The 20685-nt window shown below is 68.7% G+C and carries 22 protein-coding genes; 2 read left to right on the forward strand and 20 right to left on the reverse strand.

Features of this window, described 5'->3' with window-relative positions; translation table 11 throughout:
- Window positions 1-113 precede the first annotated feature (113 nt).
- Both tgt and queA read right to left on the reverse strand, forming a co-directional pair.
- Complete coding sequence (gene tgt / locus AC07N1_RS23515) at window positions 114-1223, reverse strand: tRNA guanosine(34) transglycosylase Tgt (RefSeq protein ID WP_494673991.1); 1110 nt, start codon at window positions 1221-1223, stop codon at window positions 114-116.
- Window positions 1224-2330: a tRNA preQ1(34) S-adenosylmethionine ribosyltransferase-isomerase QueA gene (gene queA / locus AC07N1_RS23520; RefSeq protein WP_494673992.1), complete on the reverse strand. Its 1107-nt coding sequence runs from the start codon at window positions 2328-2330 to the stop codon at window positions 1224-1226.
- Window positions 2331-2480: 150 nt separating this feature from the next.
- Here queA and AC07N1_RS23525 point away from each other — a divergent pair, with 150 nt between their 5' ends.
- Window positions 2481-3455, forward strand: coding sequence for an endonuclease/exonuclease/phosphatase family protein (locus AC07N1_RS23525; RefSeq protein ID WP_494673993.1), 975 nt, complete (start codon window positions 2481-2483; stop codon window positions 3453-3455).
- Here the strand turns inward: AC07N1_RS23525 and AC07N1_RS23530 are convergent.
- The 6 genes from AC07N1_RS23530 to gyrA form a co-directional block, all read right to left on the reverse strand.
- Window positions 3442-4014 carry an HD domain-containing protein gene (locus AC07N1_RS23530; RefSeq protein WP_494673994.1) on the reverse strand — a complete coding sequence of 191 codons (573 nt, stop codon included), beginning with the start codon at window positions 4012-4014 and terminating at the stop codon, window positions 3442-3444. The genes AC07N1_RS23525 and AC07N1_RS23530 overlap by 14 nt on opposite strands.
- A gap of 53 nt (window positions 4015-4067) precedes the next feature.
- The gene (locus tag AC07N1_RS23535; RefSeq protein WP_110120902.1) at window positions 4068-4535 is read right to left on the reverse strand and encodes a peptidylprolyl isomerase; all 468 of its coding nucleotides are present in this window, start codon (window positions 4533-4535) and stop codon (window positions 4068-4070) included.
- Window positions 4536-4601: 66 nt separating this feature from the next.
- Window positions 4602-5486 carry a peptidylprolyl isomerase gene (locus tag AC07N1_RS23540; RefSeq protein WP_494673995.1) on the reverse strand — a complete coding sequence of 295 codons (885 nt, stop codon included), beginning with the start codon at window positions 5484-5486 and terminating at the stop codon, window positions 4602-4604.
- A gap of 12 nt (window positions 5487-5498) precedes the next feature.
- Window positions 5499-6356 carry a peptidylprolyl isomerase gene (locus AC07N1_RS23545; protein WP_494673996.1) on the reverse strand — a complete coding sequence of 286 codons (858 nt, stop codon included), beginning with the start codon at window positions 6354-6356 and terminating at the stop codon, window positions 5499-5501.
- A gap of 238 nt (window positions 6357-6594) precedes the next feature.
- Window positions 6595-7083: a pantetheine-phosphate adenylyltransferase gene (gene coaD, locus AC07N1_RS23550; protein WP_494673997.1), complete on the reverse strand. Its 489-nt coding sequence runs from the start codon at window positions 7081-7083 to the stop codon at window positions 6595-6597.
- Between the two features lie 22 nt (window positions 7084-7105).
- Window positions 7106-9862 carry a DNA gyrase subunit A gene (gene gyrA / locus AC07N1_RS23555; protein ID WP_494673998.1) on the reverse strand — a complete coding sequence of 919 codons (2757 nt, stop codon included), beginning with the start codon at window positions 9860-9862 and terminating at the stop codon, window positions 7106-7108.
- An 85-nt stretch (window positions 9863-9947) separates the two neighbouring features.
- Here gyrA and sodC point away from each other — a divergent pair, with 85 nt between their 5' ends.
- Complete coding sequence (gene sodC / locus AC07N1_RS23560) at window positions 9948-10502, forward strand: superoxide dismutase[Cu-Zn] (RefSeq protein WP_494673999.1); 555 nt, start codon at window positions 9948-9950, stop codon at window positions 10500-10502.
- An 86-nt stretch (window positions 10503-10588) separates the two neighbouring features.
- On the opposite strand, the gene AC07N1_RS23565 is transcribed toward sodC, so the two are convergent.
- The 12 genes from AC07N1_RS23565 to nagZ all read right to left on the reverse strand — a co-directional run bounded on the left by AC07N1_RS23565 (window position 10589) and on the right by nagZ (window position 20672).
- Window positions 10589-12466, reverse strand: coding sequence for a LysM peptidoglycan-binding domain-containing protein (locus AC07N1_RS23565; protein WP_494674000.1), 1878 nt, complete (start codon window positions 12464-12466; stop codon window positions 10589-10591).
- A gap of 105 nt (window positions 12467-12571) precedes the next feature.
- On the reverse strand, window positions 12572-13231 hold the full coding sequence (locus AC07N1_RS23570; protein ID WP_487288303.1) for a protein-L-isoaspartate(D-aspartate) O-methyltransferase: 660 nt from the start codon (window positions 13229-13231) through the stop codon (window positions 12572-12574).
- Window positions 13231-14049: a 5'/3'-nucleotidase SurE gene (gene surE, locus AC07N1_RS23575; protein ID WP_494674001.1), complete on the reverse strand. Its 819-nt coding sequence runs from the start codon at window positions 14047-14049 to the stop codon at window positions 13231-13233. Before surE ends, AC07N1_RS23570 begins: the two co-directional genes overlap by 1 nt.
- The gene (gene serS / locus AC07N1_RS23580; RefSeq protein ID WP_494674002.1) at window positions 14046-15341 is read right to left on the reverse strand and encodes a serine--tRNA ligase; all 1296 of its coding nucleotides are present in this window, start codon (window positions 15339-15341) and stop codon (window positions 14046-14048) included. Before serS ends, surE begins: the two co-directional genes overlap by 4 nt.
- Window positions 15342-15422: 81 nt before the next feature.
- Complete coding sequence (locus AC07N1_RS23585; RefSeq protein ID WP_494674003.1) at window positions 15423-15716, reverse strand: type II toxin-antitoxin system RelE/ParE family toxin; 294 nt, start codon at window positions 15714-15716, stop codon at window positions 15423-15425.
- Complete coding sequence (locus tag AC07N1_RS23590; RefSeq protein WP_494674004.1) at window positions 15706-15954, reverse strand: ribbon-helix-helix domain-containing protein; 249 nt, start codon at window positions 15952-15954, stop codon at window positions 15706-15708. Before AC07N1_RS23590 ends, AC07N1_RS23585 begins: the two co-directional genes overlap by 11 nt.
- Before the next feature lie 43 nt (window positions 15955-15997).
- On the reverse strand, window positions 15998-16900 hold the full coding sequence (gene tatC, locus AC07N1_RS23595; protein WP_494674005.1) for a twin-arginine translocase subunit TatC: 903 nt from the start codon (window positions 16898-16900) through the stop codon (window positions 15998-16000).
- Window positions 16897-17520, reverse strand: a complete 624-nt coding sequence (gene tatB / locus AC07N1_RS23600; RefSeq protein ID WP_494674006.1) for a Sec-independent protein translocase protein TatB — start codon at window positions 17518-17520, stop codon at window positions 16897-16899. Before tatB ends, tatC begins: the two co-directional genes overlap by 4 nt.
- A gap of 104 nt (window positions 17521-17624) precedes the next feature.
- Window positions 17625-17849, reverse strand: coding sequence for a twin-arginine translocase TatA/TatE family subunit (locus AC07N1_RS23605; RefSeq protein ID WP_058349436.1), 225 nt, complete (start codon window positions 17847-17849; stop codon window positions 17625-17627).
- 135 nt (window positions 17850-17984) lie between these two features.
- Window positions 17985-18653 (reverse strand): SMC-Scp complex subunit ScpB, encoded by a 669-nt coding sequence (gene scpB, locus AC07N1_RS23610; RefSeq protein WP_494674007.1) that lies wholly within the window; start codon window positions 18651-18653, stop codon window positions 17985-17987.
- Between the two features lie 172 nt (window positions 18654-18825).
- Window positions 18826-19647: a segregation and condensation protein A gene (locus tag AC07N1_RS23615; protein ID WP_494674008.1), complete on the reverse strand. Its 822-nt coding sequence runs from the start codon at window positions 19645-19647 to the stop codon at window positions 18826-18828.
- Window positions 19644-20672: a beta-N-acetylhexosaminidase gene (gene nagZ / locus AC07N1_RS23620; protein ID WP_494674009.1), complete on the reverse strand. Its 1029-nt coding sequence runs from the start codon at window positions 20670-20672 to the stop codon at window positions 19644-19646. The genes AC07N1_RS23615 and nagZ overlap by 4 nt, the downstream gene beginning before the upstream one ends.
- Window positions 20673-20685 lie beyond the last annotated feature (13 nt).

Here is a 20685-nt window from a genome sequence, read left to right on the forward strand (position 1 = left end):
CCCCCAGAGGGGGAGGATCTTGGCGCGTTATATGCTCCCCCTCTGGGGGAGCTGTCGCGGAGCGACTGAGGGGGTCCGCGCCAGCGGAACCTCCCCCCGTGGGGGAGAAGGACCTACTTCTGCCGCGCCCCGAACTCGCGGCGGAACTGCTCGAACCGCCCTTCGGCGATCGCGGCGCGCATGGCCGCCGTCAGGGCCTGGAAGAAGGCGATGTTGTGCCAGGACAGCAGCACCTGGCCGAGGATCTCCTCGGCCTTGAACAGGTGGCGCAGATAGGCCTTGGAATAGTCGCGGCTGGCCGGGCAGTCGCTGGTCGGATCCAGCGGGCTCTCGTCCTCGGCGAAGCGGGCGTTCTTGATGTTGATCGCCCCGTCCCAGGTCCAGGCCTGGCCGTGGCGGCCCGAGCGGGTCGGCAGCACGCAGTCGAACATGTCGACGCCGCGCGCGACGGCCTCCACCAGGTCGATCGGCTTGCCCACGCCCATCAGGTAGCGCGGCTTGTCGGCCGGCAGCAGGCCCGGCGCGTAGTCCAGCACCTCGCACATGGCCTCATGGCCCTCGCCCACGGCCAGGCCGCCGATGGCGTAACCGTCGAAGCCGATCTCCTGCAGTCGCTCCGAGGACTCGCGGCGCAGGTTCTCGAAGGTCGAGCCCTGCTGGATGCCGAACAGCGCCTGCGTATCGCGCGCGCCGAACGCCGTCTTCGAACGCAGGCCCCAGCGCGCCGACAGCTCCATGCCCGCTCGCGCCCTGGCCTCTTCCGCCGGCCAGGCCACGCATTCGTCCAGCTGCATGACGATGTCGGATCCCAGCAGGTCGGCCTGGATCTCCATCGACCGCTCGGGGGAAAGCACGTGCTTGGTCCCGTCGATGTGGCTGGCGAAGGTGACGGCCTCTTCGGTGACCTTGCTGATCCCCGACAGGCTCATCACCTGGAAGCCGCCGCTGTCGGTCAGGATCGGCTTGTCCCAGCGCATGAACTTGTGCAGCCCGCCCAGGCGCTTCACCCGCTCGGCCGTCGGCCGCAGCATCAGGTGATAGGTGTTGCCCAGGATGATGTCGGCCCCGGTGTCCTTGACCTGGTCGACCGTCAGGGCCTTGACCGTACCGGCCGTGCCCACCGGCATGAAGGCCGGGGTGCGGATGTCGCCGCGCGGGGTCTTCAGCACGCCCGTGCGGGCCTTGCCGTCCGTGGCTTTGATCTCGAAGGGAAAGGCGGCCATCTAGACGGTCTCGGTTTCGGCTCGGAACAGCAAAGAGCCGTCGCCGTAGGAATAGAAGCGGTAGCCCGTCGATATGGCGTGCTCATAGGCCGCGCGCATCGTCGCGCGCCCCGCGAAGGCGCTGACCAGCATGAACAGGGTCGACTTGGGCAGGTGGAAATTGGTCATCAGCACGTCCACCGCCCGGAAGCGGTAGCCCGGCGTGATGAAGATCGCCGTCTCGTCGGCGAACGGCCTGATCACTCCGTCCTCGCCCGTGGCGCTCTCGATCAGGCGCAAGCTGGTGGTGCCCACGCAGACGATGCGCCCGCCGGCGGCGTGCACGGCGTTCAGGGCGTCGGCCGTCTCTCCGCTGACCTCGCCGAACTCGGCGTGCATCTTGTGCTCGGAAACCTCGTCGGTCTTCACCGGCAGGAAGGTGCCCGCGCCCACATGCAGGGTCACGAAATGCAGGGAAACACCCCTGGCCTTCAGCGCTTCCAGCAGATCCGGCGTAAAATGCAGACCGGCCGTCGGCGCGGCCACCGAGCCGTCCTCCCGGGCGTAGACGGTCTGGTAGTCGGCGCGGTCGCGGTCGTCCTCCGCGCGCTTGGCGGCGATGTAGGGCGGCAGCGGCATCATCCCATGCCGGGCGATGCCGATGTCGAGGTCCGGCCCCGACAGGTCGAAGGCCAGCACCACCTCGCCGCCCTCGTGCTTCTCGACGACGGTCGCATCCAGCCGCTCGGCCTCGCAGGGCGTCGAGCCGACGGCGGCGAAAGCGACGCGGTCGCCGGCCTTCAGGCGCTTGCCCGGGCGCATGAAGGCGCTCCAGCGGTCGGGCGCGATGCGGCGGTGCAGGGTGGCCTCGACGGCGACGGGCGTACCATCCGCCCCGCCGGTCGTGCGGCCCTCGCGCAGGCCCGACAACCGAGCCGGGATCACGCGGGTGTCGTTGAACACCAGGGCGTCGCCGGGGCGCAGGAAATCGGGCAGTTCGCGGACGATGTGGTCCGCCAGCCCCTGCCCCGGACGCACGACGAGAAAGCGCGCGCTGTCGCGCGGCTCGGCCGGGCGCAGGGCGATGCTGTAGTCGGGAAGGTCGAAGTCGAAATCGGAAAGGCGCATGGGCCGGCTTCAAGGCCACGACGAGACGGCGAGGTCAAGGCGCGCCGCGGCCGCACGGGGCGCCGCGCGCTTGCGCAACACCGCCCTGCCCGGCCTTTCCGGCGCTCGCGGGCTTACGCAACCGTCGTCCGCGCGTGCTAAGGCTGGAGCATGCAGTTGATCCTCCATCTCGTCCGACTGTTCTTCCGCGGCGCGGCCCTGACCCTGGCGTTGACCGGCTTGGCCATGGGCCTGGCGGGCCTGGGCGGCGCCTTCAGCGACCGGCTCGACATCGTCACCCACGTCGCGCCGCTCTGGCTGGCCCTGGGCGTGGTCGGCGGGCTTCTGGCGGCCATCGTCTCGCGCCGTAGCGAGCGTTGGGCGATCGTGGCCTTCGGCGTCGCCGCCGTCCTGCTCAACAGCGGCCTGATGGCCCCGGAGCTGATCGCCGCCCGCCGCCCGCACGACGCCGGCCCGGCGACGCTGAAGGTCGTGCAGTTCAACGCCTGGGCGCTCAACGAAAATCCCAAGAAGGCGCTGGCCTGGGTGCTCGCCCAGGACGCCGACGTGGTCTTCGTGGAGGAAGGCGGCGGCTGGTCCTGGCCGCTCATCTGGCCGCTGCGCAAGCTCTATCCGTTCTCGGTCTCCTGCGCCGGCAAGAAGCCTTGCGAGACCTGGATCTTCAGCAAGAAGCGGATGATCGACCGCGGCGGCTTCTACGAGGACGGCGATCATTTCTCGGGGGCCTGGGCCACCCTGGCCGACGCCGACGGCCCCTTCACGGTGATCGCCGCCCACTATGTCTGGCCGATCCCGGCCGGGCCGCAGCAGGCCCAGACCCGCCGCCTGGCCGACATCCTGACCCGCTTCGACAAGAAGGGCATGATCGTCGCCGGCGACTTCAACTCCACGCCCTGGTCATGGAGCCTGCGCCGCCAGGACAAGATGTTCGGACTCGAGCGCCGCACCCGCGCCCTGGCCTCCTGGCCGGCCAAGGGCGGCCTGCGGATCGGCGACCTGCCCTCGCCAGTCCTGCCGATCGACCACGTCTACGCCGGCTCGCAATGGAAGACGGTCAGCGTGCGCCGCGGCCCGTCGATCGGCTCGGACCACCTACCGGTGGTGATCACCCTCAAGCGGTCCTGAGCGCGGCGACCTCGTCGGCGAGGTTGCGGCGGGCGGCGGCTTCAAAAGCCTTGGCCAGCTCCGGGTCGGGAAACAGCGCCGGAGCGGCCAGGAAGGTCTCCAGCACTCGCGCCCGGCCCGCCCGATAGAGGTCCTCGGGCACGACGGCGTATTCCTCGCGGATCGCCCGGGCATAGTCGGCATAGGCCTTCGGCGACGCGCCCAGGATCGACAGGTCGATCGAGACCATCAGCGCGCCCCGCCGGTCGCCGCGCTCGACCGTGTGGCCCTTGGTCAACAGGATCAGCCGTTCGATCTCGGCGATGTCGGTTTCGGGAACGCCCTCGGCGACCATGGCCTCCCGCGCCAGTTCGGCGCTCCGGGCCTCGTTGTCGGGCCTCAGCGGGTCATAGACCGCGTCGTGCCACCAGATCGCCTGCGTCAGCAGCTCGCGCTCATGCGGATCCAGGTCCGGCAACGCCGCAAGCTTCGCCAGGCAGTCCTCGATATGGACCAGCGTGTGATAGCGCCGATGAGGCTCCCGATAGGCCTCGCGCGGCGGGGAAGGATAGACGGTCATGCCGCCTCCAAAGAAAAAGGGGCCCCTCCGTTTCCGAAGGGGCCCCTTTGAACTCAGGCGTCGGCGGCGATCTTGGCGCTGACGATCTTGCCCGGCGCGCGGGGCGGCTCGCCCTTGGGCAAGCTGTCGACGTGCTCCATGCCTTCGCTGACCACGCCCCAGACGGTGTACTGCTTGTCGAGGAAGGTGGCGTCGTCGAAGACGATGAAGAACTGGCTGTTGGCCGAGTTCGGATCGGGCGTGCGGGCCATCGAGCAGACGCCGCGCACGTGCGGCTCGGCCGAGAACTCGGCCTTCAGGTCGGGCTTGGACGAACCGCCGCGGCCGGTGCCGGTCGGGTCGCCGCCCTGGGCCATGAAGCCCGGGATCACACGGTGGAAGACGACGCCGTCATAGAAGCCCTCGCGGACCAGTTCCTTGATCCGCTCGACGTGGCCGGGCGCCAGGTCGGGACGCAGGGTGATGGTGACCGGGCCGGTCTCCAGCGTCAGGATCAGGGTGTTTTCGAGGTCAGCCGACATGGTCGTCCCTTCGGAGTGGAATAGTTGGGGCTCTTTAGCCCGCCGGAAAGCGGCTGTGAACCGCCCTCACCGCACCTCGACGGGAACCTCGAGGTCGCAGACCGAGAAATCCGCGCCGCGCGCCTTACGCACGGCGGCGATCTGGCCCTGGAACCAGGCGCCCTTCGGGTCGATCACCTTCACCTTCGGGCGCTCGGCCTCGGGGATGTCGGACAGCAGGCGCACAGTGGTCATCTCGTCCTGCGGATCAGCCACCGGCTCGCCGGTCTTGATCGAGCGGACGACCTCGAGGCCCGAGATCACCCGGCCGAAGGCCGTGTAGCGCTTGTCGAGCGACGGATAGGGCTGGCGCATCAGGAAGAACTGGCTGTTGGCGCTGTCGGGCGCGTCGTCGCGGGCCATGCCGACCACGCCGGGGCAATAGGTGCCCCAGGCGGCGACCTTCTTGTCGCTGGTCATGGCGCTCCAGCTCCAGCCCTGGCTGACGACCGGCAGCGACTTCAGGAAGCCCACCTCGGTGCCGGCCGGCGCGGCGGCGACGACGAACGGCAGGTCCTGGTCGCGGCGGAAGGTGAACTCGGCCTTGAGGTTGGGCTTCTTGGTCGAGCCCTGGCCGGTGTCCTCGGGGTCGCCGGTCTGAGCCATGAAGCGGTCGATGACCCGGAAGAACGTCCGGCGGTCATAGACGCCCTCGCGGGTCAGCTCCTGCAGGCGCGCCACGTGGGCCGGCGCGACCTCGGGGATCAGTTCGACGAGGACGCGGCCGCGATTGGTGTCGATCACCATCACGGTGTCCGGCGCCGGCGTGCGCCAGTCGGCGGCCTTGGGATCGGAAGCGCCCAAGGCCGCGATCGCCTTGACCCGCTTGGCCTTGGACGCGGCCTGCGCCGCCGGAACGACCGCCGCGAAGGCGACCAGGGAGACGGCGGCGACGGCGATCGGCAGGCGCATCAGGACCTCGGCTTACTTGCTGACCTTGGCGGACACTTCCACGTCGCAGATGTTGAAGCCGACGCCAAGCTCGGCCTGCTTCTTCTTCAGCACTTCGGCGAACGCCGCGCTGCGGGTGTCCATCACCTGCACGGTCGGGCGCTTGTCGGCCGGAAGGTCGGCCAGCACCTTCACGCTGATCATCTTGTCCTGGGGATCGGCCACCGGCTCGCCGGCCTTGATGGCCCGCACCACCTCGAGGCCCGACAGGACGCGGCCGAAGGCGGTGTAGGTCTTGTCCAGCGACGGGTAGTGCTGGCGCATGAAGAAGAACTGGCTGTTGGCGCTGTTGGGATCGCCGGCGCGGGCCATGCCCAGCACGCCGGGGCAGAAGTTGCCCCAGGCCTGCACCTTGCCGTCGGCGGTCATGGCCGCCAGCATCGACGACTGGCTGGTCACGGCCAGCGGTCCCACGAAGCCGGTCTCCAGCGAGCCCAGCTTGCCGGCCGGCACGAACGAGCCGCCGGTTCCGGGGCGGCGGAAGGTGAACTCGGCCGTCAGGTCGGGCTTGTCCGAGCCGCCGGTGCCGTCGTTCTTCGGATCGCCCGTCTGGGCCATGAAGCTGTCGATGACGCGGAAGAAGGTCAGGCCGTCGTAGAAGCCGGCGCGGGCCAGCTCGCGCACGCGCTCGACGTGGCCAGGCGCGGCTTCGGGAACCAGCTCGGCGACGATGCGGCCCTTGTTGGTCTCGACCACCAGCACGTTCTGCGGGTCGGGCGTGCGCCATTCGGCGACTTGGCCAGCGACTTGAGCCGACGCGGCGATGGGCGCGGCCGAGGCCGAAACGAGCGCCAGAGCGGCGACGCCGAGAACGCGGAACGCAGACTTCATGGATTTCCCCGAACAGATCTCCCGCTCCGCGTTAAAGCGCGCGAAGCGGTACGACAAGCGCTGCCGATATGCGCCGACGATTTCGACGACTTGTGGGCGGCTCCGACAATCCTTCTCCCCTTGCGGGAGAAGGTGGCGGCCGAAGGTCGACGGATGAGGGGTCGCGCGGACGGTTCTGAGAGACCCCTCACCCGACCTCGCTCCGCGAGGCCACCCTCTCCCGCAAGGGGAGAGGGGGTCAGCGGCTCTTGATCTTCCCGATCAGGTCGGCCGCCACGCCGGGCGTGACGAACTTGCCGACTTCGCCGTCGAGGGTGGCTATTTCCTTGACCAGGCGGGAGGCGATGGCCTGGTGGCGCGGGTCGGCCATCAGGAAGACGGTCTCGATCTCGCGATCCATCTGCTGGTTCATCGCCGTCATCTGGAATTCGTACTCGAAGTCGGCCACGGCCCGCAGGCCGCGGACGATCATCTGGGCGCCGACTTCACGGGCGAAGTGGATCAGCAGGCTGTCGAACGGCCGGACCTCGATCACCGCGCCGCCCAGGTGGGCCGTCTCGCGCTGCAGCATGGCGACCCGCTCTTCGAGCGTGAACAGGGGGTTCTTGCCGATGTTGACGGCCACCCCGATGACCAGGTGGTCGACCAGCTTGACCGCCCGACCGATGATGTCGAGGTGACCGTTGGTGACCGGGTCGAACGTCCCGGGATAGAGGCCAATGCGCATGAAACCCCCTGCGTCCTCTGACTTACGGGGTCTCATCCGCCCCGCTTGCGTCGACCTGCCCTTCGTCGCCGCCGGCTTCCGCCAGACGCTCGACGCTCACGACATGCTCATCCGCCGCCGTGCGGAAGACGGTTACGCCCTGAGTATTCCGCGCCGCAACACGAATTTGCGTGACGGGGCACCGTATCAGCTGACCGGCGTCGGTCACCAGCAGGATTTGGTCGCTCTCCTCGACGGGGAACGAGCCCACCAGCTTGCCGCCGCGCTTGCTCAGATCCTGGGCCGCCAGGCCCTGGCCGCCACGACCCGTACGACGGAAATCATAGGCGCTGGTGCGCTTGCCGTAGCCTTCCGACGAGATCGTCAGGATGATCTCCTCGGCTCCACCGAGCTCGGCGATGCGCTCGACCGTCAGGCTGGTCTCGTCGCCCTCTTCCTCGGTCTCCTCCGGCGCCGGGGCCTCTTCGCCCTCCTCGCCCGAGGCGGCGCGCAGCAGGGCGCGCTGGTGCTTGAGATAGGCGGCGCGTTCGGCCGGGGTGGCCGCGACGCTGCGCAGCACGGCCATCGAGATGACGGTGTCGCCTTCGGCCAGCTTCACGCCGCGCACGCCGGTCGAATCGCGGCTCGCGAACACCCGCACCTCGTCGACCGAGAAGCGGATGCAGCGGCCGGCCGCCGTGGTCAGCAGCACGTCCTGGTCGGCGTTGCAGACGGCCACGCCGACGATGCCGTCGCCGTCGTCCAGCTTCATGGCGATCTTGCCGTTGCGACGGACGTCGACGAAGTCCGACAGCTTGTTGCGGCGGACGCTGCCCGAGCGGGTGGCGAACATCACGTCCAGGCCGTCCCAGGTGGCTTCGTCCTCGGGCAGGGTCAGGATCGAGGTGATGGTCTCGCCCGGCTCGATCGGCAGCAGGTTCACGAACGCCTTGCCGCGCGAGTTGGCGGCGCCCAGCGGCAGCCTCCAGACCTTCAGCTTGTAGACCTTGCCGCCCGAGGTGAAGAACAGCAGCGGCGCGTGGGTCGAGGCCGAGAACACGCGGGTGACGGCGTCCTCGTCCTTGGTCGCCATGCCCGACTTGCCTTTGCCGCCCCGGTGCTGGGTGCGGTAGTTGGCCAGCGGGGTGCGCTTGACGTAGCCGCCCATGGTGACGGTGATGACCATGTCCTCGCGGACGATCAGGTCTTCGTCTTCCATGTCGGCGTCGCCGTCGACGATCTGGCAGCGGCGCGGGATGGCGAACTTGTCCTTCACCTCGACCAGCTCTTCGCGGACCACGGCCATGATGTTGGCGCGGTCGGAAAGCAGTTCGAGATAGCCGCGGATGGCGTCGGACAGGGTCTCGGCTTCGTTGCCGATCTCGTCGCGGCCAAGACCCGTCAGGCGCGACAGGGTCAGGGCGAGAATGGCACGGGCCTGCTCGTCGGTCAGGCGGATCAGGCCGCCGTCTTCCTGCACGGTGCGCGGGTCGGCGATCAGGTCGACCAGAGGCAGCATGTCGCCGGCCGGCCAGGCCTTGGCCACCAGGCGCTCACGCGCCTCGGCCGGATCCTTCGACGAGCGGATGATGTGGATGAACTCGTCGATATTGGCGACAGCGATGGCCAGGCCGACCAAGACGTGGCCGCGATCGCGGGCCTTGCCCAGTTCGAACTTGGTGCGGCGGACGACGACTTCCTCGCGGAACTCGACGAACACCTCGAGCAGCTTGCGCAGGCCCATCTGCTCGGGACGGCCGCGGTTCAGGGCCAGCATGTTGACGCCGAACGAGCTTTGCAGCGCCGTGAAGCGATAGAGCTGGTTGAGGATCACCTCGCCCGACGCGTCGCGCTTCAGTTCGACCACGATGCGCATGCCGTCGCGGTTGGACTCGTCGCGGATGTCGGAGACGCCCTCGATCTTCTTGTCGCGGACCAGTTCGGCGATGTGCTCGACGAGATTGGCCTTGTTCACCTGATACGGGATCTCGGTGATGATGATGGCTTCGCGGCCGGTGCGGATCTCGTCGACCGAGGCCACGCCACGCATGATCACCGAGCCGCGGCCGGTCAGCAGCGCCTGGCGGGGGGCGGCCCGACCGATGATCTCGCCGCCGGTCGGGAAGTCGGGACCCGGCACGAGGTCGAGCAGCTGGTCGGTCGTCGCGTCCGGCTCGTCGATCAGCAGCAGGCAGGCGTCGATGACTTCGCCCAGATTGTGCGGCGGGATGTTGGTGGCCATGCCGACGGCGATGCCGCCCGCGCCGTTGACCAACAGGTTGGGGATGCGCGCCGGCAGGACGGTGGGTTCCTGCTCCTTGCCGTCGTAGTTGTCGGCGAAGTCGACAGTGTTCTTGTCGAGGTCGGCCAGCAGCGACATGGCCGGGGGCGCCATGCGGCACTCGGTGTATCGCATGGCCGCGGGCATATCGCCGTCGACCGAGCCGAAGTTGCCCTGGCCGTCGATGAGCACTAGGCCCATCGAGAACGACTGCGTCATGCGCACCAGGGTGAAGTAGATCGAGGCGTCGCCGTGCGGGTGATACTTACCCATGACGTCACCGACGACGCGGGCCGACTTGACGTACGGACGCTCGGGCGTCTGGCCCTGCTCGTGCATCGAGAACAGCACCCGACGGTGCACCGGCTTGAGGCCGTCGCGCGCGTCTGGAAGGGCGCGGCTGACGATGACGCTCATCGCGTAGTCGAGATACGAACGGCGCAGTTCGTCCTCGATGTTGATCGGGGCGATGTCTCCGCGCGGCCCTTCAGGGGGCAGAGTGTTTTGATCGTCGCTCAAGGGGATTTTTCGCCGTCAGAATCGAACACGGAACAGTCGGAAACAGTTAGCATTCTGACACGGGCGGCGCCACCTTCGCGGCCCCATGCGTCCCTTTGATTGCAGGAGCAGTTTCATGCGTCTGACCGCCCTTTTCCTGGCCGCCGGCCTCGTCGCCGCCACCGCGGCCTCCGCCGCCGAGGCGCCCGCCACGGCGACCGCCGACATCAAGGGCGCTGACGGCAAGTCGATCGGCACGGCGACGCTCACCGACGCTCCGCACGGCGTGCTGCTGCGCGTCGAGGCCAAGGGCCTGACGCCGGGCTGGCACGGCCTGCATTTCCACGAAAAGGGCGACTGCGGAACGCCGGACTTCAAGTCGGCCGGGGCCCACGTGCACACGACCGCCACCGTGGTCCACGGCCTGCTGAACCCCGACGGCAACGACAACGGCGACCTGCCCAACCTGTTCGCCGGCGCCGACGGCTCGGCCACGGCGGAAATCTTCTCGCACCTGGTTTCGCTGAAGGGCGCGGGCGGCCGCCCCGCCCTGCTGGACGCCGACGGCTCGGCCATCGTCGTCCACGCCAGCCCCGACGACTACAAGAGCCAGCCGATCGGCGGCGCCGGCGCGCGCACCGCCTGCGGGGTGGTGAAGTAACCTCTCCCCTTCCCTCCCTCGGGACGGAAACAAAACGGCCTCCGGATCGCTCCGGAGGCCGTTGTCGTATGGACTTCAGCTGCCCCTTAGCGTGGCAGCACCAGGCCAGGGTCGATCGGCTTGGCCTTGTCCTTCGGGGTCGGGGCGTAGCGGACCTCGAAGTGCAGCTTCGGCTCGCTGGCCCCGCCGGTCTGGCCGACCGTTCCGATCTGCTCGCCCTGGCCGACCTGCTGGCGCATCTTCACGTCGGTGGAGGCCAGGTGGGCGTAAGCCGTCACCCAACCGTCGGCGTGCTTGATCAGCACGAGGTTGCCGAAGCCGGGCACCTGATTGCCGGCATAGACCACCTCGCCCGAGGCGGCCGCCTTGATTGGCGCGCCCGCGGCGGCGCGGATATCGACGCCGTCGTTGCGCTGGCCCGTACCCTTGGGACCGAAGTCGGAGATCGTCTCGCCACGCAGCGGCCAGATGAAGCGGCCGCGGCCGGCGGCGGTGATCTCGGCCTCGGTGGGCGGCGCGCTGCTCTCGATGATCGGGCGCGACGGGGCCGGCGGCGGTGTCACCGGCAGGGCGGAGACCGGAGCGCTCGGGCGCGGATAGGTGGTCGACGGGGTCGAACCCGACGGCGTGTAGGGACGCGGGGCCGACGGCAGACCGGTGGTCGGCGGCGGGCTGGTCGGCGCCTGGGCCGTCGTGGTCGAACCGGCCGGACGCGGCGCGGGCGTGGTCACCGTCGTGCGGATCGGGCCCCGGTCCTTGTAACCGTCGGGAAGGACGACCTTCTGGCCCTTCTTGAGCGACGCGCCGGCGCGCAGGTTGTTTTCCTTCGACAGCGCCGAGACGCTGACGTTGAAGCGCTTGGCGACGCCGGCCAGGGTGTCGCCGCTCTCGGCCACATAGGCCTTGTCGGTGGTGGCCGGCCCCTTCAGCTTCTGGCCCGGACGAATGACGTACGGGGCCTTCAGGTCGTTGTCCTCGACCAAGTCCTTTCGGGTGGTGCCCAGGTCGCGGGCGATGGAGTCGATTGCGTCGCCGGACTTCACCGTGTGGATCTTCGGCTTGCCGGCCACCTCGATCACCTTGCCGGCGATGGAGACAGTGGTCGTCGTGGTGGCGGCCGGGGTCGGTTCGGGCTCGCGCTCGGCGACGACCGGACGCGACGGCGGCGGCGTGGACGGGCGCGACGAGCCGATAGGCGGCGCCGAATAGGTCGGCGCGGGCGCGGCGCCGGCCAGCGAGGTCGAGCCGCCGGGAGCCGGCTGCATCACCGTGGTCTTGGCCGGCCCCTTGTCCTTGTAGCCCTGCGGCAGGCGGATCTTCTGGCCGGCGCGGATCGAGGCGCCCGACGACAGGTCGTTCTCGTCGGCCAGGGCGGCCGGCGTGACGCTGAAGCGGCGGGAGATCGAGCTGAGCGTGTCGCCGCTCTCGACCACATACGCTTTCGCCTTGGTCGACTGGCCCTTCAGCTTCTGGCCCGGCTTCAGGCGATAAGGTTCGTCGAGGTCGTTCAGCTTGGCCAACTCGGCGCGCGAGAGGCCCATCTTGCGGCCGACGGCGTCGAGGCCCTCGCCCGACTTGACGACATAGGTCTCGGGCGCGCCGCTGACGTCGACGACCTTGCCGGCGGTCGTGGTGACCACGACGGGACGCATGGCGGGCTGGGCCGGCGGTTGATGCTGCACGGGCGGCGGCGGGGGTGGCGGCGGAATGTCGGCGGTCGTGACCGGGGCCAGCGGCTGGCTCGACACGGCGCCGGCGCCGACCGGCGCGGTCACCGGCGGGGCGTCATCCTCGGGCGGACGAGCGGCCGGAGGCGGCGTCTGGGCGGCCGGCGGCGCCTGCACGACAGGCGGGCTGACGCCCTCGCTGGCGCGGGTGGGATACTGCGCGCCGGTCGTCTCGCAGGCCGCGAGCGTTCCAGCCGTCAGGGCGATGACCGCCGCTTGCGTCCACAACTGCCTCATGACCTCTCCTTTCCTCGCGGAGCCTTCAAGTCGCCGCCGCAAGGGTGAATCAAACCTTAACCAAACACGCGCAGCGTCCCCGAACCTGTGGACGCCGAACCCGCACTACTCGCGGGCGACGCCTTCCAGGATCGGGACGAAACGCACTTCGCACAGGACTTCGACCGTGAAGCCCCCCTTCCCGTCGCCGGCATAGCGACGAAGGCTCTGGACCGGCCCACGTCCGACGGGTGCGACGAGCACGCCGTTGGGCTTGAGCTGGGCCAGGAGCCCCTTAGGTTCTTCTTGCGCCGCAGCCGTGACCATAATGCGGTCGAAAGGCGCCTGCTCGCGCCAGCCTTCCCAGCCGTCGCCGAACTTGGTGATGACGTTGGTCAAGCCGAGCACGGCGAAGCGGGCCTCGGCCTCCTTCATCAGGGTGCGATAGCGCTCGACCGTGTAGACGAGGCGCGACACCCGGGAAAGGATCGCGGTCTGGTAGCCAGAGCCGGTGCCGATCTCCAGCACCCGGCACCGCGGCTCGACCGTCAGGGCCTGGGTCATCAGGCCGACGATGAACGGCTGGCTGATGGTCTGGCCGCAGGCGATCGGCAGGGCCGAGTCCTCCCACGACCGCTCCTTGAAGAGATCGGGGGTGAAAAGATCGCGCGGGGTCTTCTCGATCGCCGACAGCACATTGGGATCGGTCACGCCCTGCTCGCGCAGCGCGTCCAGCAGCCGCTTCAGCAGCGCTTCGGGCGTTTCCGGGCGCTTGGCGCTCGCCATCACAGGCCAGGCTCCGGGTTGCTCTCCGGCTTTTGGGCGAGCTTGGGCGGCGCTCCGCCCAGCACGCCCTTGAGGGCGGCGACGGTGGCGTTGTGCGTCAGGTCGATATGCAGGGGCGTCACCGAGATGCGCCCTTCGTACACGGCCTTCAGATCGGTGCCCTCCGGCGGGTTGGACGGCTTCACGGTGAAACCGGTCCAGTAATAGTCGCGACCGCGCAGGTCCGTCCGCTTTTCCATGCGCCGCAAGTGCGAGTCGCGAAAGCCCTGCCGGGTCACTTCCACGGCATCGACGCGTTCCGGAGGCCGCGGCGGGAAGTTGACGTTCATGACCACGTCGGACGGCCAGCCGATTTCGAGCAGACGCTGGATGATCCCCGGGCCGAAATGCTCGGCGGTCTCCCAGTGGGCGACGACCTCGTCGTGGAAATAGGTCATGGCCTGCGACAGGGCGATCGACGGAACGCCCAGGACCATGCCCTCGATCGCGCCGGCCACCGTGCCCGACAGGGTGACGTCCTCGGCCAGGTTCTGTCCGCGGTTGACGCCCGACAGCACCAGATCCGGCTTCTTGCCCTCGACCAGTTCCTGGAAGGCCAGGGCCACGCAGTCGGTGGGCGTGCCCTCGACGGCGAAGCGGCGGGCGTCGATCTTCCGCACCCGCAGTGGGTCGGCCAGGGTCAGGGCCCGGCTGGCGCCCGACTGCTCGTATTCCGGCGCGACGATCCAGACGTCGTCCGACAGGGCCGCGGCGATACGCTCCAGGCTTTGCAGGCCCGGAGCGTGGATGCCGTCGTCGTTGGTGAGGAGGATCCTCAAGCCGCGCCCCCGATGTGGGTCAGGCCGCCCATGTAGGGCTGCAGCACCGACGGGATGGCGATGCGGCCGGCTTCGTCCTGATAGTTCTCCAGCACGGCCACCAGGGTGCGGCCGACGGCCAGGCCCGAGCCGTTCAGGGTGTGGACGTAGTGCGTGCCCTTCTCGCCGGCCTTCTTGAAGCGGGCGTCCATGCGGCGGGCCTGGAAGTCGCCGCAGTTGGAGCACGAGCTGATCTCGCGGAAGGTCGCCTGGCTCGGCAGCCAGACCTCGAGGTCGTAGGTCTTGCGCGCGCCGAAGCCCATGTCGCCCTTGCACAGCAGCATGGTGCGGAATTCCAGCTCCAGCTTCTTCAGCACGGCCTCGGCGCATTCGACCATGCGCTCGTGCTCGGCCTCGGATTGATCCGGCGTGGTGATCGAGACCAGTTCGACCTTCTGGAACTGGTGCTGGCGGATCATGCCGCGGGTGTCGCGGCCCGAGGCGCCGGCCTCCGAACGGAAGCAGTGGGTCAGGGCGGTGAGGCGCAGCGGCAGCTCTTCCTCGCCGGTGACCTGCTCGCGCACGATGTTGGTCAGCGAGACCTCGGCGGTGGGGATCAGCCAGTGGTCGCCGGTGGTGCGGAACAGGTCCTCGGCGAACTTGGGCAGTTGGCCGGTGCCGAACAGGGCCTCGTCCTTGACCAGCACGGGCGGGCTGATCTCGGTGTAGCCGTGCTCTACCGTCTGCAGGTCCAGCATGAACTGGCCCAGCGCCCTTTCCAGGCGAGCGATCTCTTTCTTGAGCACCACGAAGCGGGCGCCGCTCATGCGGGCGGCGGCCTCGAAGTCCATGCCGCCCAGGGCCGCGCCCAAGTCGACGTGATCCTTGGGGGCGTTCAGGCGGCCGGCCGGCAGCTTGGAACGATCGCCCCAGCGACGCTGCTCGACATTGCCGGTCTCGTCCTCGCCTTCCGGCACTTCGGCGGCGGGGATGTTGGGCAGGGACGCCAGCAGGTCCTTCAGCTTGGCGCCGACGATGCCTTCCTCTTCCGAGGCCTCGGCCATGCGGCCCTTCAGCGCCTCGACCTCGGCCATCAGGCGGGCGGCTTCGGCCTCGTCCTTCTTGGCCTTGGCCGCGCCGATCAGCTTGGAGCTTTCGTTGCGCTTGGCCTGGGCCTCCTGCAAGGCGGTCTGGGCCGCGCGCAGTTGGGCATCGAGCTTGACGGCTTCCGACGCCGCGCCCGAACGGCCCTTGGCCGACCAGGCGGCTTCATAGGCTTCGGTGTTTTCGCGGATGGCCTTGATGTCGTGCATCGGGAGCGCTCGGAAGGAAGTCGTTAAGAAACGCCCTTCTCTAAGGCGCGTCGCCAAGGGCGCCAACCTTTTCGCGCTGGCTCAGCCGCTAGGGTCGCCGACCCAATCCTCGTGAGCGTGCCGAATGCGGAGCACGTGCACGCCTCGTTCGTCCATCCGGTAGACGATGACGTGAGCCTTGTGAGGATGAACGCGAACAGGCGGCGTGATTTCCGAACGCTCGGGAGCGGCTCGCGGAAAGGCGGCGAGAAAGTCGAAGGCCCGTTCCAGGCTCTGGTGATATCGCTCGGCCTGGGATGCGCCGAACGCGCGCACGCCTTCGACATAGATCGCGACAAGGTCGTCCCCGGCCCGTTGGCTTAGCCTATAGGCCAAGCGCTCGCGCCCTAGCCTTAGCGATCTCCAGGATTTCCGGCATGCTGTGCTCGCTGTCGCCCGAGGCCAGAGCCTCGTCCACGAGCGTCTGCATGGCCTGGATCTTGGCGTGCCGCGTACGATCCCGCTCGATCAGGTCCCGCACATAGTCGGCCGGCGTGTCATAGCGCTCAGACCGAGCCTGTTCCTCGACCCAGTTCTTGTCGTCTTCCGACAGAGGCACGTTCATGGTCGCCATGAATTCAGCCTGAGACCGGCCGACAGGATTGTCAAACGACTGCCTAGACCGCCACGACGTCCTTACTCTCTTCGGCTTCGCGCTTCTTGCGACCGCGCTCGATCAGCCAGACGCACCAGATGCCGATTTCGTAGAGCAGGCACATGGGGATCGCCAGGGTCAGTTGGCTGATCGGATCGGGCGGGGTCAGGACGGCGGCGGCGATGAACACGCCGACGATGGCGTAGCGGCGACCGGCGCGCAGCATGTTGGAGCTGAGGATCCCGGCCATGCCGAGCAACGACACCACGACCGGAAGTTGGAAGCACAGGCCGAAGGCCAGCAGCAGCGAGGTCACCAGGGTCAGGTAGTCCGACACCTTGGGCAGAAGCTGGATGTTGATGGCGGTCGTGGCGATCTGCTGGCTGAGAGAGAACCACAACACGAACGGCAGCATCACGTAATAGACCAGCGCCGCGCCCAGGATGAACATGAACGGCGACGCGATCAGGAACGGCAGGAAAGCCCCCCGCTCGCTTTTGTAGAGACCGGGCGCGACGAAGCGGTAGAGCTGCCAGGCCAGAACCGGGAAGGTCAGGACCACAGAGCCGAAGCCAGCGAGCTTGATCTTGGTGAAGAAGAACTCCAGCGCCGCCGTGTAGACGAGGTCGAGCGCCTTGCCCTGCCCCATGGGGATGTCCTTCAGGCCCACCAGCGCCAGCAGCAGGTCGAACGGGCCGTGCTTGCCACCCGAATGCTGCGCAGCCAGCAGTTGCTGGCCGACGGTGAACGGCTTCACCAGGAACAGGAAAATCTGGTCGGCGAAGTAGAAGCAGACGCCGAAACCGACGAACAGCGCCACGACGCAGACGATCAGGCGCGAGCGCAGCTCGGTCAGGTGCTCGAGCAGCGGCGCGCGCGAGGCCTCGATCTCCTCTTCGGGATCGTATCCGATCGAATTGGTCACGAGACGATGTCCGAGCTGGAAGAGGCGGTCTTGGTGGTGCGCTTGCGCGGCGGCTTCACCGCGGCGGCGGCCCCACCGGCGGCGACAGTCTTGACGGCCGCCTTCTTGGCGGGAGTCTTGGCGGCGACGCCGACGTCCTTGGACGCGGCCTTGGCGCGCGACGTCTTGGAGACGATCTCGACGGTCGGCTCGGCCACGACCTTGGGCGCGCGTTTGCGGGCCGGCTTGGCCGGGGCCTCGATGGCGCCTTCGGGCTCGGCGACCGGTTCGGGATTGTGGGCGGCGTAGGGATGGGCCTGGACCGCGCCGCTGTTGAGGCTGGCGTCGATGTCGGCGAACACGTCGTCGACCGTGGCGTCCTTGGCCTGATCGACGGCAGCCTGCACCGGGTTGGCGTACTGGCCGGCGCGCATGGCCTCGACCTCGCGGCGCAGCTCGTCGAGCTCCGACTGGCGGGCCATCTCGTCGAAGCTGGCGCGGAACTCGGCGGCCATGCCGCGGATCTTGCCGACGAACTGGCCGAGCTTGCGCAGGAGAACAGGCAGATCCTTCGGGCCCACCACGATCAGCGCGACCGCGGCGATAACCAGAAGCTCAGCGCCGCCGATATCAGGAAGCATGAAAGCGCCTCAGACCGGCCCGGCGCTCCCCCGTGGAGACCTGGGCCGAGAGATTTGGAAAAACAGAGCCGCGCCCTCCAGGGAAGGCGCGGCGAAAACAAACCTTACGACTTGCGCAGGTCTTCCTTCTCGGCCTCGGTGCGCGGCAGGGCGCCCGTGGACTTGTTGTCGGCGACTTCCTGGCTGCTGTCGTCCTTCAGGCCGTCCTTGAACGCCTTGATGCCCTTGGCGGCGTCGCCCATGATCCCGGACAGCTTGCCGCGACCGCCGAAAAGCAGGGCGACGACCGCGATCACGATCACCCAGTGAATCCAGCTCATGCTACCCATAACGGCGGTGCTCCTTGCGACAGCGGCGCTTTAGCCGCTGCGGCGTGTCGTTACAATGTCTCAGATAATATAGGCGTCCGCATGGCCTAGAGCCAAGCGAAGTGATTGCGGCGATTGCGCCCCGGCAGAGCCAGGCTAGGCCTTTTCGCCCCCCTCCAATTCGCCAAGGAAATCCTGAGCGAATTCCGGCGTCTCGCCATCTTCCAGCGGATCCTCATCATCCTCGCCGGAGCGCAGGCCCATGGGGTCCGGCACGGAGAAGCCGGGCGGCAGGTTGAGATCGAGCAGGCCGGCGGCCTTCATTTCGGCCACGCCGGGCAGATCGCCGAGATTCGCCAGGCCGTAGTGTTCGAGAAAAGCGTCGGTCGTACCGAAGGTCACCGGGCGTCCCGGCGTGCGCCGGCGGCCGCGCATGCGGATCAGGCCCAGCTCCAGCAGCACGTCCAGCGTGCCCCGGCTGGCCTGCACCCCGCGCACGGCCTCGATCTCGGCCCGGGTGACGGGCTGGTGATAGGCGACGATGGCTAGGGTCTCCTGGGCGGCCTTGGACAGGCGGCGCGGCTCCTCGCGCTCCTCGGTCATCAGGAAGGCTAGGTCGGCGGCGGTCTGGAAGCGCCAGCGGCCCGCGACCTCGACCAGCTCGACGCCCCGACCGTCCCAGCGCTCGCGCAGGTCGGCGATCCCCTGACGGATGTCGGCGCCGTCCGGCAGGCGCTTGACGAGATCGGCGACGCTCAGCGGCTCGGCGGCCGCGAACAGCAGGGCCTCGATGCAGCGTTCGGTGAAGAGAGGGTCGAGGGTCATGCGCTGTGCAGGCCGGTAACAAGGAACCTCCCCCTCTGGGGGAGGCGATCGCGCAGCGATCGGTGGGGGGAGTATCTGCGAAATTGGCCAGGCGTGGCGGAGGCTGAAACCGTCCCCCCACCGGCCTGCGGCCGCCTCCCCCGGAGGGGGAGGTTCCTTGAGAAGCAGGCCATCAGACCCCCTCCTCCACATCGGTCCGGGTGCGCAGGTAGATCTCCTCGAACGCCCCCATCTGGCGCACCGTCAGCGCGCCTTCCTTGGCCAGTTCCAGGCTGGCCGACAGGGTCGAGGCCAGGTAGCTGGCGGGCGTCGGGCCGTCGGGGTCCTCTTCCCAGCGCTCGACGGGGGCGACGCCGGACAGGGCCGTCCACTCCTCCATCCTCGGCAGGAAGGTGCGCAGGCGGTCGCGGGCGTCTTCCAGCGGATAGGCCTGGGGCGGACGCGGGACGTAGTGGCGGCCGTGTTCGCGCTTCCGCTGGGAGATGTAGGCGCTCATCAGGGCGTAGAGGTCGCCCTCGAAACGGGTGGAGGAGACGATCTTCACCGCGTCGGGATCGCCGCGCATGAAGACGTCGCGCTGGAGCTGCGGCCGCTCCTTCAGGGCCTCGACCGACCTGCGCATGGCGTCGAGCTTGGCGAGGCGGAAGGCCAGCAGGGCCGCCATTTCCTCGGCCGGCGGCTCCTCGGCCTTGGGGCGCTCGGGCTTTGGCAGCAGCAGGCGCGACTTCAGATAGGCCAGCCAGGCGGCCATGACGAGATAGTCGGCGGCCAGCGAGAAGCGTACGCGGCGGGCCTGCTGCACGAAGGCCAGGTACTGCTCGGCCAGCCTGGTGATCGACAGCTGGAGCAGATCGACCTTCTGGTTGCGGGCCAGGGCCAGCAGGACGTGCAGCGGGCCTTCGTAGCCGTCGATGTCGATGACCAGGGCCGCGCCGTCTTCCGCCGCCTCCCGGGCGGCCGCGAAGTCGAATGTGGGCTGAAAGCCCGTGCTCACCCGGCGAACCGGCCGTCGAAGGCGGCGTCGAAGCGGGCGCGGGCCTCGGCCGGGTCGAGCGGCTCGTGCACCTTGACCAGGCGGCCCATGACCGCCTGGGCGCGGCGGCGGGCCTCTTTCGACAGCTTGCCGACGCCGGCCATCACGGCCTTCATCTCGTCCATGTCGCCGTTGCAGTGCAGGACGACGTCGCAGCCGGCCGACAGACTGTCCTTGGCGCGCTGCTTGAAGTCGCCCGACAGCGCCTTCATCGACAAATCATCGCTCATCAGCAGGCCGTCGAAGCCCAGCGACTCGCGGATGACCTTCTTGATGGCCTTCTTCGAGGTGGTGGCCGGGTTGCGACGGTCGATGGCCGTGTAGACGACGTGGGCGGTCATCGCCATCGGCATGTCCGACAGCACCCGGAACGGGGCGAAGTCGCGGGCTTCAAGCTCGGCCAGCTTGGCCTTCACGACCGGCAGCTCCAAGTGGCTGTCGCTCATGGCGCGGCCGTGGCCGGGGATATGCTTGATGATCGGCAGCACGCCGCCGGCCAGCAGGCCCTCGGCCGCCGCGCGGCCCAGGGTCGCCACCTGCTCGGGCGTGTCGCCATAGGCGCGGTCGCCGATGATCTCGTGACCCTTGGGATCGGGCACGTCCAGCACCGGCACGCAGTCGACATTGATGCCCAGCGAGGTCAGGTCGTGGGCGATCAGCCGCGCGCCCAGGCGGGTGATCTCGCGGGCGACCAGCGGGTCGTTGGCGACGAGTTCACCGTAGGCGCGGCCCGGCGGATACTTCTTCCAGTGGGGCGCTCCAAGGCGGGCGACGCGGCCGCCCTCCTGGTCGATCAGGATCGGGGCGTCGGGTCGGCCGACCGTCTCGCGCAGGGCGGCGGTCAGCGCCCGCACCTGGTCGGGCGTGTCGATGTTGCGCTTGAAGAGAATGAAGCCCCACGGCCGCACGTCGCGGAAGAAGGCGGCCTCTTCGGCGCTCAGGACTGTCCCGGCGCAGCCGAGGATGGCGGCGGACGACACGCTCATGGGGATCCCCTCG

The organism is Caulobacter sp. GW821-FHT09B11 (genome assembly GCF_059418205.1).

Coding starts and splice junctions, on each gene's coding strand:
- tgt (WP_494673991.1), bottom strand. CDS start 1,223: ATGGCCGCCTTTCCCTTCGAGATCAAAGCCACGGACGGCAAGGCCCGC.
- queA (WP_494673992.1), bottom strand. CDS start 2,330: ATGCGCCTTTCCGATTTCGACTTCGACCTTCCCGACTACAGCATCGCC.
- AC07N1_RS23525 (WP_494673993.1), top strand. CDS start 2,481: ATGCAGTTGATCCTCCATCTCGTCCGACTGTTCTTCCGCGGCGCGGCC.
- AC07N1_RS23530 (WP_494673994.1), bottom strand. CDS start 4,014: ATGACCGTCTATCCTTCCCCGCCGCGCGAGGCCTATCGGGAGCCTCAT.
- AC07N1_RS23535 (WP_110120902.1), bottom strand. CDS start 4,535: ATGTCGGCTGACCTCGAAAACACCCTGATCCTGACGCTGGAGACCGGC.
- AC07N1_RS23540 (WP_494673995.1), bottom strand. CDS start 5,486: ATGCGCCTGCCGATCGCCGTCGCCGCCGTCTCCCTGGTCGCCTTCGCG.
- AC07N1_RS23545 (WP_494673996.1), bottom strand. CDS start 6,356: ATGAAGTCTGCGTTCCGCGTTCTCGGCGTCGCCGCTCTGGCGCTCGTT.
- coaD (WP_494673997.1), bottom strand. CDS start 7,083: ATGCGCATTGGCCTCTATCCCGGGACGTTCGACCCGGTCACCAACGGT.
- sodC (WP_494673999.1), top strand. CDS start 9,948: ATGCGTCCCTTTGATTGCAGGAGCAGTTTCATGCGTCTGACCGCCCTT.
- AC07N1_RS23565 (WP_494674000.1), bottom strand. CDS start 12,466: ATGAGGCAGTTGTGGACGCAAGCGGCGGTCATCGCCCTGACGGCTGGA.
- AC07N1_RS23570 (WP_487288303.1), bottom strand. CDS start 13,231: ATGGCGAGCGCCAAGCGCCCGGAAACGCCCGAAGCGCTGCTGAAGCGG.
- serS (WP_494674002.1), bottom strand. CDS start 15,341: ATGCACGACATCAAGGCCATCCGCGAAAACACCGAAGCCTATGAAGCC.
- AC07N1_RS23590 (WP_494674004.1), bottom strand. CDS start 15,954: ATGGCGACCATGAACGTGCCTCTGTCGGAAGACGACAAGAACTGGGTC.
- tatB (WP_494674006.1), bottom strand. CDS start 17,520: ATGCTTCCTGATATCGGCGGCGCTGAGCTTCTGGTTATCGCCGCGGTC.
- AC07N1_RS23605 (WP_058349436.1), bottom strand. CDS start 17,849: ATGGGTAGCATGAGCTGGATTCACTGGGTGATCGTGATCGCGGTCGTC.
- scpB (WP_494674007.1), bottom strand. CDS start 18,653: ATGACCCTCGACCCTCTCTTCACCGAACGCTGCATCGAGGCCCTGCTG.
- nagZ (WP_494674009.1), bottom strand. CDS start 20,672: ATGAGCGTGTCGTCCGCCGCCATCCTCGGCTGCGCCGGGACAGTCCTG.